This is a genomic window from Streptomyces sp. JNUCC 64 (assembly GCF_054484115.1).
Map to the genome: position 1 here is coordinate 4132145 of NZ_CM137015.1, position 13490 is coordinate 4145634.

Consider the following 13490-nt stretch of genomic DNA (forward strand, 5'->3'; position numbering starts at 1 on the left):
TCGTGGCCCGTGGGCCCGGGGACGATGAGGTGGGGTAGACCATGAACGCGCCGTATGACGGTGACCGCGGACAGGGCGCGGGCGGCGACCCCTCCGCCCAGGGGCCCCCTCCGCATCCCCATGACCCCTTTCACCCGTCCCAGCAGCCCCCGACCGACCCGTACGTCCAGGACGCCTACGCCCAGGACCCGTACCGGGGCCAGGACCTCTCCGCGCAGGACCCGGTGACGGAGGCCCTCTACGACCGTGCCGCGCACCCCCCGCCGCCGCCCGGCACGTACCAGGACCCCCAGCAGCTCTACGCCCCGCCGCCCGCGCAGTACGCCCCGGACCCCCGGCTGTGGGCGCAGCCCCCCGCGCCCGAGCCCGAGGGGCCCACCCAGCACCTCCCGTACGGCGACGACGCCCGGACGACACAGTTCGTGGGCGTCGACGACCTGGTCAGCCAGGCGGGGGACCAGCGGCACGAGCCGGACGCGTTCGCCCACCTCTTCCGCGATCAGCAGCAGGCGGGGGCCACCCGGCCCGCTTACGAGCCCGTCGCCCCGGCTGCGGGCGGCGGCTACCCGCCGCCCGGCCAGCCGGCCGCCCCCGCCCCGGTGGTGCCCGCTCCGGCGCCCGAGCCCCCGCCCCGGGCCGAGGCCGCCGCACCGGCGCCGCGCAAGGGACGCGGTTCCAGCGTGCTGAAGTCGAGCGCCCTGATGGCGTCCGGCACGATCGTGTCCCGCCTCACCGGCTTCGTCCGCACGGTCGTGATCACGGCGGCGCTGGGCGCCTCCCTGCTCGGTGACGCGTTCACCGTCGCGTACACCCTGCCCACGATGATCTACATCCTCAGCATCGGCGGCGGGCTGAACTCGGTGTTCGTCCCACAGCTCGTCCGTTCCATGAAGGAGGACGAGGACGGCGGCGAGGCGTACGCCAACCGGCTGCTCACGCTGGTGATGGTGGTCCTCGGCGTCATCGTCGCCGTATCGGTCTTCGCGTCTCCGCTGCTCATCCAGTTGATGTCGGACTCCATCGCCGACGACGAGGCGGCGAACAGCGTCGCCGTCACCTTCGCCCGCTACTGCCTGCCCACGATCTTCTTCATGGGTGTGCACGTGGTGATGGGGCAGATCCTGAACGCCCGGGGCAAATTCGGGGCGATGATGTGGACGCCGGTCCTCAACAACATCGTCATGATCGCCACCTTCGGACTGTTCATCTGGGTGTACGGCACCTCCGCCGAATCCGGTGTCGCGGTGACGACCATTCCCGACGAGGGCATCCGGCTGCTCGGCATCGGCACCCTCCTCGGCCTGGTGGTCCAGGCCTTGGCGATGATCCCCTACCTGAGGGAAGCGGGTTTCCGCTTCCGGCTCCGGTTCGACTGGAAGGGCCACGGTCTGGGCAAGACCGTCAAGCTCGCCAAGTGGACCGTGCTGTTCGTGCTGGCCAACCAGGCCGGGGTCGTGGTCGTGACCCAGCTGGCGACCGCGGCGGGCAAGGCCGCGGACCAGGACGGCGCGGGCCTCCTCGCCTACTCCAACGCCCAGCTGATCTGGGGCATGCCGCAGGCCATCATCACCGTCTCCGTGATGGCGGCGCTGCTGCCCCGCATCTCCCGTGCCGCCCACGACGACGATCCGGGCGCGGTCCGCGACGACATCTCCAGCGGTCTGCGCACCTCGGCGGTCGCGATCGTCCCGGTGTCGTTCATGTTCGTCGCGCTCGGCGTGCCGATGTGCACCCTGCTCTTCGCCTCCACCGGCGTCACCTCGGCCCAGTCGATGGGCTACATCCTGATGGCCTTCGGTCTCGGGCTGATCCCCTTCTCCGTGCAGTACGTCGTGCTCCGGGGCTTCTACGCCTACGAGGACACCCGGACGCCCTTCTACAACACCGTGATCGTCGCCGCAGTCAACGCCAGCGCCTCGGCCGTCTGCTACGTCGTCCTCCCCGCGCGGTGGGCCGTGGTCGGCATGGCCGCGTCCTACGGCCTCGCCTACGCGGTCGGCGTGGGTGTCGCCTGGCGGAGGCTGCGCACCCGGCTCGGCGGCGACCTGGACGGTGCCCAGGTGGTCCGGACGTACGCGCGGCTGTCCATGGCCTCGATCCCCGCGGCCCTGGTCGGCGGCGCGGTCGGCTACGGCGTCACCCGGTTCCTCGGCTACGGCGTGCTCGGCTCGTCGGCGGCCCTGCTCGTCGGCGGGGTCGCTCTGCTGGCGGTGTTCTACCTCGCGGCCCGCAGAATGCGCATCGAGGAGCTGAACTCGATGGTCGGCATGGTGCGGGGACGTCTGGGACGCTGAGAACGGGGCAGTCGCACAACCATCGGTGCCCTTCGTGTGTCGTGCATAGCGCCGGACTGTGGGCACAATTGGCCTGGGCGACGACAGCGCGCAACGACTGGGGAGGCAGGAACGACGGTGGCGGAACGGAGCACGGCTGCCGTCGACGTGGCAGACAACAGCGGTGACGAGCCGCTGACCGCCAAGGCGGGACAGACCACGGCCGACGGGGTGGCCAGGACCGGCGAGACCGGGGAGCAGAACACCACGGACACGGACGCGGAGAACGGCGACACCACGGACGGGACGGAACGGACCGCCCCGCCGGAGCTGCACAGCGGCCACAAACTGGCCCGGCGCTACCGCCTCGAAGAGTGCGTCACCCGTCTGGACGGTTTCAGCAGTTGGCGCGCGGTGGACGAGAAGCTCCGCCGTGCCGTCGGCGTCCACATCCTGCCCGCTGACCACTCCCGGGCCCGCTCGGTCCTGGCGGCCGCCCGGTCATCGGCGCTGCTGGGCGATCCGCGGTTCGTCCAGGTGCTGGACGCCGTCGAGGAGAACGACCTCGTCTACGTCGTCCACGAGTGGCTGCCCGACGCGATCGAGCTGACCGCGTTGCTGGCGGCCGGGCCCCTGGAGGCACACGACGCCTACCAGATGGCCTCCCAGGTCTCGATGGCCATGGCCGCCGCGCACCGCGAAGGGCTGGCCCATCTGCGGCTCACCCCCGGTTCGGTGCTCAGGACCTCCACCGGTCAGTGGCGGATCCGCGGTCTCGCGGTGAACGCCGCGCTGCGCGGCATCACCTCCGACACTCCCCAGCGTGCGGACACCGAGGCGATCGGCGCACTGCTGTACGCCTGCCTCACCCAGCGCTGGCCGTACGAGAGCGACGCCCACGGGCTGCACGGGCTGCCCAAGGGCGTCGGCCTCATCGCCCCCGACCAGGTGCGCGCGGGGGTCCATCGGGGACTCTCCGAGCTGGCCATGCGGGCCCTCGTCAACGAGGGCGCCACCGCCTCCCGCCAGGAGCCGCCGTGCACCACCCCGGACGACCTGGTCCGGGCCATCGGTGAGATGCCGCGCATCCGCCCGCCGGAGCCCGTCTTCGCCGCCCCTCCGGACTACCAGCGCACCACCTACCAGCAGGGCGCCTACGGGCGGCCCGGCCCGGGTGGTCCCCGGGGAGCGACCGTCCCGATCCCCGCTCCGCCGCCGCCGTTGCAGAGCCGTACGGGCAAGGCCCTGAAGTGGGCGGTGTCCGCGCTGCTGATCGCCGCCCTGGGCCTCGGCAGCTGGCAGCTCGCGGACGCCCTGATGGACAAGGACAAGGCCGCCGAGCCGGAGACCACCGAGCCGGTGAAGACCAACAAGAAGAACACCGAGAAGAAGCCGCCCCGCCCCCTGACCATCCAGAGCTCGGCGGAGTACTACCCGGACGGGACCCCTCAGCACGCCAATGACGCGGGTCTCACCCACGACGGCGACAGTTCGACGTACTGGCGCACCCGGTCCTTCAACGACGGTCCGGTGCTCGCCCCCTACAAGCAGGGCGTCGGGCTGGTCTACGACCTCGGTACGGAGAAGTCCCTCGCCTCCGCGACGATAGGGCTCAACTACGGCGGAGACCGCACCACGGGCACCTTGTACGCGGCGGACTCGCTGTCCTCCTCGACTCCGGTCAGCTCGATGAAGAAGCTCGCGACGTCCACCGCCTCGGGCAAGGAACTCAAGATCGAGGTCAAGAAGACCTCCAAGACCCGGTACGTCGTCCTCTGGCTGACCGAGCTGCCCTATGCCACGGGCGACCAGTACAGCGGATCGGGCTACAAGCAGGCCATCACGGACGTGAAGTTCACCGGCTGACACACCGGCGGTTCCGGGAGGGGTGGTTCGACCGTGGCCGACGCCGTCCACAGCGGGGTGGGAGACCAGGAACTCCTGGCACTCCATGTCGACGGCGACCCGGACGCCTTCGGCGAGCTGGTGCGGCGCCACCGCGACCGGCTCTGGGCCGTGGCGCTGCGCACCCTGGGAGACCGGGAGGAAGCCGCCGACGCGGTCCAGGACGCGTTGGTCTCCGCCTACCGGGCCGCCCACACCTTCCGTGGGCACGCCGCCGTCACCACCTGGCTGCACCGGATCACCGTGAACGCCTGCCTGGACCGCGCCCGCAAGGCGGCGACCCGGAAGACGGCGCCGGTCGAAGACACCGAGCGGCTGGAGCAGCTGCTGGAGCCCCATGAATCGGCCCACGCCCCGGCCGAACGCAAAGATCTCCACCGTCAGCTGGTCAAGGCCCTCGCGACGCTCCCGCCCGAGCAGAGGGCCGCCCTGGTCCTGGTCGACATGCAGGGGTACTCGGTCCTCGAAGCCGCCAGCGTGCTTGAGGTCCCGCCCGGCACGGTGAAGAGCCGGTGCGCCCGTGGCAGAGCCAAGCTGCTGCCACTGCTCTCCCACCTCCGGGCCAGAGCGGGAACCCCGGAGAGCGAGAAGGACGAGAAGTCGGACGGTCGGAGGAACCAGGGCCGGGGGCAAACCGTCCCACCCGCAGGAGCACCGCCCGAGGCGGACACAACGGATTCCCCTGCGGTGAAGGGCGGAGGTGGGCGAGCGTGACGACGAGCACCGATACGGCCGGGCACCCGGCGGTCGAAGAGATCTCAGACCTCACGGAGGGCCTGCTGTCGCCCGACCGAGCCATAGCCCTCCAACAGCATCTGGACCTCTGCCCGGAGTGCTCCGAGTTGCACGCCTCACTGGAAGAGCTCCGGTTCCTGTTGGGCGCCACAGCGGACGAGCCCATGCCGGACACGGTGGTGGCACGGGTGGAGCTCGCCCTCGCCGCCGAACAGACGGGGAGCGCGTCACCGGTCGAGCGACCCGACGGCACCGCTCCGGCCTCCGCGCTCGCTCCCGATGTTTCACGTGAAACATCGGGACTTCCCACACGGCTGGGGAAGCCCGCGTCCCGGCGCCCCTCCGTACGGAGCCGGGGAACGTCCGGTCCCGGCTCCCGGCAGCGGTCGAGGCGAATGGGAGCGGCGGTGATCGGCGCTTCCCTCGCCCTCGCCGCTCTCGGGCTGGGATCGCTCCTCATCCAGTCGGCGGGAAGCAGCGGCCACACCCCGGACGCCTCGCCCGAGCGGACCGTCAGCGCGGAGGGCGCGCGGGAAAGCTTCTCTGAAGGCGATCTCCGCAGCCGGGTGACCGAACTGCTGAGCTCCTCGACGGCGGTCCCCTTCGGCACCGACAGCCCTTCCTTCGGTGCCGCCGCCGGTGATGCCCCGCCCCAACCGACTGCACCCTTGCGGGGCGAGGACTCCGTGGAAGCCTCCCCGGACCCTCAGGTGCCACCGTGCGTGCGGCAGGGCATCTCCCGCACTGAACGCCCTCTCGCCGCCCAGGAAGGCACCTACGCGGGCAAGCCCGCGTACCTGGTCGTCCTGCCCCACGCCTCCGACGCCGCTCAGGTCTCCGCGTACGTCGTGGACGCGACCTGCGTCACTCGACGCTCAGCCGGACCGGGCTCCGTGCTTCTCACCCACTCCTACCCCCGTCCCTGAACCGTCCCAGGTGAGGGCCCGGCACCGCCCGGACACCAAGCTCGGACCGGGCGCCTTCCGGTCCGGCGGCGAGGGCACCGCTCCACAACAGCGCCCGTGCGCCCGGCGGCTTGGGGAATGCGGGCCCCGTAGTATCCGTTGGGTGGTGTGGGAGCCCTTCGAGTCCGGCTTCCACCGGAAGTGCGAAGCAGTCTCCAGAGACGAGGAATGAAGCCGTGAGCGACGTCCGAAACGTGATCATCATCGGCTCCGGTCCCGCCGGGTATACGGCGGCGCTCTACACCGCGCGGGCGTCCCTGAAGCCGTTGGTCTTCGAGGGCGCCGTCACCGCCGGTGGTGCGCTGATGAACACCACCGAGGTGGAGAACTTCCCCGGGTTCCAGGACGGCATCATGGGCCCGGCCCTCATGGACAACATGCGCGCCCAGGCTGAGCGCTTCGGTGCCGAGCTGGTGCCGGACGATGTCGTCAGCGTCGACCTCACGGGCGAGATCAAGACCGTGACGGACACCGCCGGTACCGTGCACCGCGCCAAGGCCGTCATCGTCACGACCGGTTCCCAGCACCGCAAGCTCGGACTGCCGAACGAGGACGCGCTCTCCGGACGCGGTGTCTCCTGGTGCGCCACCTGCGACGGGTTCTTCTTCAAGGACCAGGACATCGCCGTGATCGGCGGCGGTGACACGGCGATGGAGGAGGCCACCTTCCTCTCCCGTTTCGCCAAGTCGGTGACGATCGTGCACCGCCGGGACTCGCTCCGTGCCTCCAAGGCGATGCAGGAGCGCGCCTTCGCCGACCCGAAGATCAAGTTCATCTGGGACAGCGAGGTCGCCGCGATCCACGGTGACCCGAAGCTCAGCGGTCTCACCCTGCGCAATCTGAAGACCGGCGAGGAGTCCGAGCTTCCGGTGACCGGCCTGTTCATCGCGATCGGGCACGACCCCCGCACCGAGCTGTTCAAGGGACAGCTCGACCTCGACGACGAGGGCTACCTCAAGGTGGAAGCCCCCTCGACCCGCACCAACCAGACGGGTGTGTTCGGCGCCGGCGATGTCGTCGACCACACCTACCGTCAGGCGATCACCGCCGCCGGTACCGGTTGCTCCGCCGCTCTCGACGCCGAGCGGTACCTCGCCGCTCAGGCTGACGCCGAAGCGGCCACGGCCGCCGCTGTCTGACCTCCCTCCTCCATCCCCTTCATCGCTTCATCGAACTAAGGAGCCCGCTGTGGCCGGCACCCTCAAGAACGTGACGGACGCTTCCTTCGACGAGGATGTCCTCAAGAACGACAAGCCCGTCCTGGTCGACTTCTGGGCCGCGTGGTGCGGTCCGTGCCGCCAGATCGCGCCGTCGCTTGAGGCCATCGCCAACGAGTACGGCGACAAGATCGAGATCGTCAAGCTCAACATCGACGAGAACCCGGAGACGGCCGCCAAGTACGGGGTGATGTCCATCCCGACGCTGAACGTCTACCAGGGCGGCGAGGTCGCCAAGACGATCGTCGGAGCCAAGCCGAAGGCCGCCATCGTGCGTGACCTTGAGGAGTTCATCGCCGACTGACGGCCGGCGAATGTTTCACGTGAAACGGGGACCCACCTCGCAGGAGGTGGGTCCCCGTTTCACGTGAAACATCGCTACAGGGGCCTCAGCACTGGTTCTTTCTGAACAGCGCCCAGCAGACGGTCAAGAGCCAGCTCCACGTCTTCCTTCCAGGAGAGCGTGGTCCGCAGCTCAAGCCGAAGACGGGGGAAGACCGGGTGCGAGCGAACGGTCTTGAAGCCCACCGCCAGCAGGTGATCGGCTGGAAGAACACATGCGGGCTTCTCCCACCGCGCCTGGCCGAACGCTTCGATGGCACGGAAGTTCCGCCGGAGAAGATCCTTCGCCACGGTCTGCACCATCACCCGCCCCAGCCCCTGGCCCTGGTAGCCCGGCATGATCCAGGCCGTCATCAGCTGAACGGCGTCGGCGGATACCGGGCTGGTCGGGAACGCGATGGAACGGGGAACATAGGCAGGAGGGGCGTAGAGCACAAAGCCGACCGGGACCTCGTCCACGTACACCACACGTCCACAGGATCCCCAGTCCAGAAGGACAGCGGAGATCCAGGCTTCCTTCTCCAGGTCGGACCGGCCCGCTTTCACCGCGGCCTGGCCGCTGACCGGGTCCAGCTCCCAGAACACACAGGAGCGGCAGCGGGTGGGGAGATCCATCAGGTTGTCCAGCGTGAGCGGCACGAGCCGACGCCCCATGGAGGCAGCACCTCTTTCCCTCGCCCACGGTCGTGGGGCGACCGCAGGAGCGCTCCGTTCCCCAAGTGGGCTGATCGGCCCGCCGGGGCCAAGGCGAGATCCACGACCACCATCGCAGGGGATCCCTCTGGTGACCCGCGCGCCGTCCGACCGGCCTCATCGGACACAGGCGCCATGCCTTTGATCGTATCCACGATGCCTGAACGCTAACGTGCTGGGAGAGCAAAGAGCGGGTCGATTTCCGGTGTGCACCGGGTCGGCCCGCTCTTGTCTGTTCCCCGCGTACGCGGGACGGTCACTCAGCTCTCGGGGCTCTCGGGCGCCTGCGTGGTGAGTCCCTTCTGCAGGACCTGCCCCTCGCCCGGGGCCAGGGTGCCGAGGATGCGCTCCAGATCCTCCATGGAGGCGAACTCCACGACGATCTTGCCCTTCTTCTGGCCCAGGTCCACCTTCACCCGGGTCTCGAAGCGATCGGACAGCCGGGTGGCGAGATCGCTGAGCGCGGGGGAGACCCGTCCTCCAGCCCTCGGCCCCTTGGACCGGGGCGCGGCCTGAGGTCCGGTCCCCATCAGGGTGACGATCTCCTCGACGGCGCGCACCGAGAGCCCCTCGGCGACGATCCGCAGGGCGAGCCGGTCCTGTTCCTCCGGGTCCTCGACGGACAGCAGCGCACGGGCGTGCCCTGCCGAGAGGACGCCCGCCGCCACCTTGCGCTGCACTGCGGGGGAGAGCTTGAGCAGCCGCAGGGTGTTGGAGACCTGGGGCCGCGACCGGCCGATGCGATCCGCGAGCTGGTCGTGGGTGCAGTTGAAGTCTTCCAGCAGCTGGTCGTAGGCCGCCGCTTCTTCCAGGGGGTTGAGCTGGGCCCGGTGGAGGTTCTCCAGCAGGGCGTCGAGCAGGAGCTTCTCGTCGTCGGTGGCTCGGACGATCGCCGGGATGCGGTCGAGTCCGGCTTCGCGGCAGGCCCTCCACCTCCGCTCCCCCATGATCAGCTCATAGCGGCCCGGACTGGCCTGGCGGACCACCACGGGCTGGAGGAGACCGACCTCCTTGATGGAGACCACCAGTTCCGCCAGGGCGTCCTCGTCGAAGACCTCACGGGGCTGACGGGGATTGGGCGTAATGGAGTCGAGGAGCAGTTCGGCGAAGTACGCGCTCGGAGCATTGTCCGGAGCCACAGCGGCGCGCGGCAGGGAGGCACCCGGGCCGACCACCGGGCCAGACTTCTCGGGCGCCGGGATCAGGGCATTGAGCCCTCGGCCCAGGCCCCTACGTCGATCACTCACTGAATCCCCTCCGCCGTGCTCTGTTGCTTGTTCTGGTGACCCGCGTGGGCATGCTGCCCGTCGTACACGAACTCGGTTCCCCGAAGCGCGATCTCTCGCGCGGCCTCCAGGTAGGAGAGGGCACCGCTCGACCCCGGGTCGTAGGTCAGTACGGTCTGTCCATAGCTCGGCGCTTCGGAGATACGGACCGACCGGGGAATGCTCGTGCGCAGAACCTCATCACCGAAGTGGGTCCGGACTTCCTCCGCCACCTGGGAGGCGAGCCGGGTCCGGCCGTCGTACATGGTGAGCAGGATCGTCGACACATGCAGTGTGGGGTTCAGATGGCCACGGACCAGCTCGACGTTCCGCAGAAGCTGCCCCAGACCCTCCAGCGCGTAGTACTCGCACTGAATCGGGATCAGAACCTCGGCACCGGCCACCAGGGCGTTGACGGTGAGAAGGCCGAGTGAAGGGGGGCAGTCGATCAGGACGTAGTCCAGCGGCTGCTCATACGCCTGGATCGCGCGCTGAAGACGGCTCTCCCGGGCCACCAGCGAGACGAGTTCGATCTCCGCCCCGGCCAGGTCGATGGTGGCCGGAGCGCAGAACAGTCCCTCGACATCCGGAACGGGCTGGACCACCTCAGCGAGCGGCTTGCTCTCCACCAGTACGTCGTAGATGGACGGTACGTCGGCGTGATGGTCGATGCCCAGCGCGGTGGAGGCATTGCCCTGTGGGTCAAGGTCGATCACCAGAACACGGTTGCCGTGCAGCGCGAGCGAGGCGGCGACGTTCACCGTGGTGGTGGTCTTCCCGACGCCGCCCTTCTGATTGGCGACCACCATGACGCGGGTCTGTTCCGGCCGTGGCAGACCGCCTCCGGTCCGGTTCAGCGCTTCCATCGCCATAGAGGCAGCACGACCGATAGGGGTGTCGTCCATCGGCGGCGGTGTTTCACGTGAAACATCCTCCCCCACCGATTCGGTACGGGGACCGGGGACCGGATCGGTCATCGGTCCCGCGATGTTGGCGTCGGACCGCAAGGATTCACTCTCCTCGGCTTCAGGCTCGCGATGAACAGAGCCTCCCATGCCATCGGGGTGGTGAACCAGCGAGGCCCGTGCTTCTGTGGAGAAATCCACCTCTGTGGAAAACTCCGTTCCCCCTGTGGGTGACTTCAGCGAGCCCAGGGGCTTCCGGTCGCGGGGTTCGGACGCGGCCCGGCCGCGTCCGATGATGCCGTGCAGCAGTGAGCGACGTTTCACGTGAAACACGATGCCGAGCCATCAATGCCGCGCCAGCGCGACACTCCGGAGTGGATCAGTGGGGCAGCTTGTGTGGAGTACGCCACTGCCTCATCCGAGGAAAGCCGCTCGGACACCTCTCATGGTCGTCGGCGCGGTCGGCTCCGGACCGCCGATCAGGCGAAGCGGAAAGGCCCCCTCGGTGACCACCGTCAGTGCGGCGATCACCGAGGGGGCCTCGGATCCATGGTCCCGGCGACGGGCTCTCAGCGACGACGTCGCGCCCGACCCGCACGGGCAGCCTTGGCCCGCTTCGCGGCGAACCGGACTCCACCGGGGCTCTCCCCCACCTCGACCCGCACCACCGTGGCGGGCGGATCGACGACGTCCTCACCGACCTGGAGCACGGAGGTCTCCACGGCGCCGAGCTTGCTGAGCGCCGCCCCCGCGTTCTTGACCTCTTCCTCGGCGGTGTCGCCTTTGAGGAGCAGCATCTCCCCGTAAGGACGGAGCAGAGGGACGCCCCAGGCGGCCAGCCGGTCCAGGGGAGCCACCGCGCGGGCGGTCACCACATGGACCGGGGTGAGCTTGCCCAGGACCTCCTCGGCCCGGCCCCGCACCACGGTCACATGGTCGAGCCCGAGCAGCTCCACGACCTCGGTGAGGAAGTTGGTGCGCCGCAGCAGCGGCTCCAGCAGAGTGATCTTGAGGTCCGGGCGGACCAGGGCCAGCGGGATACCGGGCAGACCCGCGCCGGAGCCGACATCGCAGACGGTGACGCCGGTCGGCACGACCTCGGAGAGGACCGCGCAGTTCAGCAGGTGGCGTTCCCAGAGGCGGGGCACCTCGCGAGGACCGATGAGCCCGCGTCGCACCCCCGCCTCGGCCAGGAGCTCGGCGTACCGGACGGCGTCGTCGAATCGATCGCCGAATACCTCCCGGGCCTGCTCGGGCGCCGGGGGGAGTTCCGCTGCCTCCGTCACGGGGACCGTCCTTCCGTACCGCGTTAGCGCACTGGGTGCTGACTATCAGGCTGACAAAGACCGGCCCCGTCTGCGAACAGACGGGGCCGGGGACATCACGGGTCGATCAGACGGGGAGCACGACGACGAACCGCTGCGGCTCCTCGCCCTCGGACTCGCTCCGCAGTCCGGCGGCCTTGACCGCGTCGTGGACCACCTTGCGCTCGAAGGGCGTCATCGGGTCGAGCTTGATCGCCTCACCGGTGTTCTTCACATCGGCGGCGGCCTTGGCGCCCAGCTCCGACAGCTCCGTGCGCTTCTTGGCACGGTAACCGGCGATGTCGAGCATCAGACGGCTGCGGTCACCGGTCTCCCGGTGCACCGCGAGGCGCGTCAGCTCCTGGAGCGCTTCCAGGACCTCGCCGTCACGGCCGACGAGCTTCTGGAGGTCGCGGCCGCTGCTGTCGCTGATGATCGACACCGCGGCGCGGTCGGCCTCGACGTCCATGTCGATGTCACCGTCGAGATCGGCGATGTCGAGCAGACCCTCAAGGTAGTCCGCAGCGATCTCGCCCTCCTGCTCCAGGCGGGTCAGGGTGTCGCCCTCGGCAGCGGCGGCGGAGGTGGTGCCTTCCGTCACGGGATGGACTCCTTCTTACTTCTTGGAGGGGTGCGATGGACGCTGCGGGCCCTTGCGCTGGCCACTCTTGGCCCTGCTGCGGGTACCGGAGCCGGGCTGACCGCCCGCGGGCTTGGGCTGGCGCTTGGCCGCCGGGGTGTCACCCTCGGACTTCGTGAGCGAGGTCTTCGGGGTGTCGGGGGTGGCGGGCTGCCGGGTGTGCCGCTGGGACTTCGACTGCCGCTTGGGCTGCTGGCGGCGGCCCGTGGTGGTCGTGCCGTCCTCGGCCTCGGTGGTCGGCACATCGCTGACCATGACCGCGCCGTCCGTCTGGGCGGCCAGGCCGACCTTGGTGAGGCCGTTGATGAAGCGGCGCTCGTTCTCGTTGCGGTCACGGCCCTTGGCAACGATGATCTTCACAGCCGCGCGGTCACGACGGTTGCCGATCTTCTTCTTCTGGGTGACCTGCTTGAGGAGGCGCTCCAGGTAGTCGCCCTGGGCCTTGGAGCCCGGCGTCGGGTTCTGGCGGATCACGTACATCTGCTGCCCCATGGTCCACACGTTGGTGGTGAGCCAGTAGACGAGGACGCCGACGGGGAAGTTGATGCCGAAGACGGCGAAGATGACCGGGAAGACGTACATCAGCATCTTCTGCTGCTGCATGAAGGGCGTCTTCACCGTGGTGTCGACGTTCTTCGTCATCAGCTGGCGCTGCGTGTAGAACTGCGACAGCGACATCAGGACGATCATGATCGCGGTGACGACGCGCACGTTGAGCAGCGTGGAGTCGAGGGCTTCCACCTTCGCCGCGCTGTCCATGAACTTCGCCGCGAGGGGGGCGCCGAAGATGTGGGCCTTCTGCGCGCTCTCCAGCAGCGGCTGGTCGATGACGCCGACCGTCTTGTTCGAGGCGATGCTGTTGAGCACGTGGTACAGGGCGAAGAAGAACGGCGACTGCGCCAGGATGGGAAGGCACGAGGAGAGCGGGTTGGTGCCCGACTCCTTGTACAGCTTCATCATCTCTTCGGACTGACGCTGCTTGTCGTTCTTGTAGCGCTCCTGGATCTTCTTCATCTCGGGCTGGAGCGTCTGCATGGCCCGGGTCGCCTTGATCTGCTTCACGAAGAGCGGGATCAGACAGATCCGGATCAGGATCACCAGGAACATGATCGACAGGCCCCAGGCCCAGCCCGTGTCGGGGCCGAAGATGGCGCCGAACAGCTTGTGGAACTGGACGATCACCCAGGAGACAGGCGTGGTGATAAAGCTGAACAAGCTGGCGATCGAACTTACGATGTCATCCACT

At 69.0% G+C, this 13490-nt stretch carries 12 protein-coding genes and 1 pseudogene; 7 read left to right on the plus strand and 6 right to left on the minus strand.

Translation table 11 applies throughout. From position 1 onward, the window contains the following. The first annotated feature begins 41 nt into the window (after positions 1-41). The 7 genes and pseudogenes from murJ to trxA all read left to right on the plus strand — a co-directional run bounded on the left by murJ (position 42) and on the right by trxA (position 7399). The gene (gene murJ / locus ACVWNX_RS17005) at positions 42-2294 is read left to right on the plus strand and encodes a murein biosynthesis integral membrane protein MurJ (RefSeq protein WP_454407922.1); all 2253 of its coding nucleotides are present in this window, start codon (positions 42-44) and stop codon (positions 2292-2294) included. A 117-nt stretch (positions 2295-2411) separates the two neighbouring features. Next, entirely contained in the window at positions 2412-4139 is a 1728-nt protein-coding gene (locus tag ACVWNX_RS17010; protein ID WP_454407923.1) for a protein kinase family protein, read from the plus strand. Positions 4140-4172: 33 nt separating this feature from the next. After that, positions 4173-4892, plus strand: coding sequence for an RNA polymerase sigma factor SigM (gene sigM / locus ACVWNX_RS17015; RefSeq protein WP_454407925.1), 720 nt, complete (start codon positions 4173-4175; stop codon positions 4890-4892). Beyond that, positions 4889-5002, plus strand: a pseudogene (locus tag ACVWNX_RS17020) (hypothetical protein); the annotation flags it as partial. The gene sigM and the pseudogene ACVWNX_RS17020, both read left to right, overlap by 4 nt. A 318-nt stretch (positions 5003-5320) precedes the next feature. Then, positions 5321-5839, plus strand: coding sequence for a hypothetical protein (locus ACVWNX_RS17025; protein ID WP_454415048.1), 519 nt, complete (start codon positions 5321-5323; stop codon positions 5837-5839). 215 nt (positions 5840-6054) lie between these two features. Beyond that, complete coding sequence (gene trxB, locus ACVWNX_RS17030) at positions 6055-7017, plus strand: thioredoxin-disulfide reductase (protein WP_454407926.1); 963 nt, start codon at positions 6055-6057, stop codon at positions 7015-7017. A gap of 49 nt (positions 7018-7066) precedes the next feature. Further along, positions 7067-7399 (plus strand): thioredoxin, encoded by a 333-nt coding sequence (trxA, locus tag ACVWNX_RS17035; protein WP_454407927.1) that lies wholly within the window; start codon positions 7067-7069, stop codon positions 7397-7399. Positions 7400-7473: 74 nt separating this feature from the next. Here trxA and ACVWNX_RS17040 read toward each other — a convergent pair whose 3' ends face one another. From ACVWNX_RS17040 to yidC, 6 genes are all read right to left on the minus strand, one after another. Beyond that, entirely contained in the window at positions 7474-8091 is a 618-nt protein-coding gene (locus ACVWNX_RS17040; protein ID WP_454407929.1) for a GNAT family N-acetyltransferase, read from the minus strand. 299 nt (positions 8092-8390) lie between these two features. Beyond that, positions 8391-9377, minus strand: coding sequence for a ParB/RepB/Spo0J family partition protein (locus ACVWNX_RS17045; RefSeq protein WP_454407930.1), 987 nt, complete (start codon positions 9375-9377; stop codon positions 8391-8393). Beyond that, a complete protein-coding gene (locus ACVWNX_RS17050) occupies positions 9374-10450 on the minus strand; it encodes a ParA family protein (RefSeq protein ID WP_454414804.1) in 1077 nt (358 codons plus the stop codon). The genes ACVWNX_RS17045 and ACVWNX_RS17050 overlap by 4 nt, the downstream gene beginning before the upstream one ends. Positions 10451-10869: 419 nt before the next feature. Next, positions 10870-11586 carry a 16S rRNA (guanine(527)-N(7))-methyltransferase RsmG gene (gene rsmG, locus ACVWNX_RS17055; protein ID WP_454407931.1) on the minus strand — a complete coding sequence of 239 codons (717 nt, stop codon included), beginning with the start codon at positions 11584-11586 and terminating at the stop codon, positions 10870-10872. Positions 11587-11692: 106 nt separating this feature from the next. After that, positions 11693-12205, minus strand: coding sequence for a Jag family protein (locus ACVWNX_RS17060; protein WP_454407933.1), 513 nt, complete (start codon positions 12203-12205; stop codon positions 11693-11695). 15 nt (positions 12206-12220) lie between these two features. Further along, positions 12221-13489: a membrane protein insertase YidC gene (yidC, locus tag ACVWNX_RS17065; RefSeq protein ID WP_454407935.1), complete on the minus strand. Its 1269-nt coding sequence runs from the start codon at positions 13487-13489 to the stop codon at positions 12221-12223. Position 13490: the final 1 nt, after the last annotated feature.

Bases quoted from the DNA above. Each gene is read 5' to 3' on its own strand.
- ACVWNX_RS17040 (WP_454407929.1), bottom strand. From the start codon at position 8,091: ATGGGGCGTCGGCTCGTGCCGCTCACGCTGGACAACCTGATGGATCTC.
- murJ (WP_454407922.1), top strand. From the start codon at position 42: ATGAACGCGCCGTATGACGGTGACCGCGGACAGGGCGCGGGCGGCGAC.
- ACVWNX_RS17050 (WP_454414804.1), bottom strand. From the start codon at position 10,450: ATGGGAGGCTCTGTTCATCGCGAGCCTGAAGCCGAGGAGAGTGAATCC.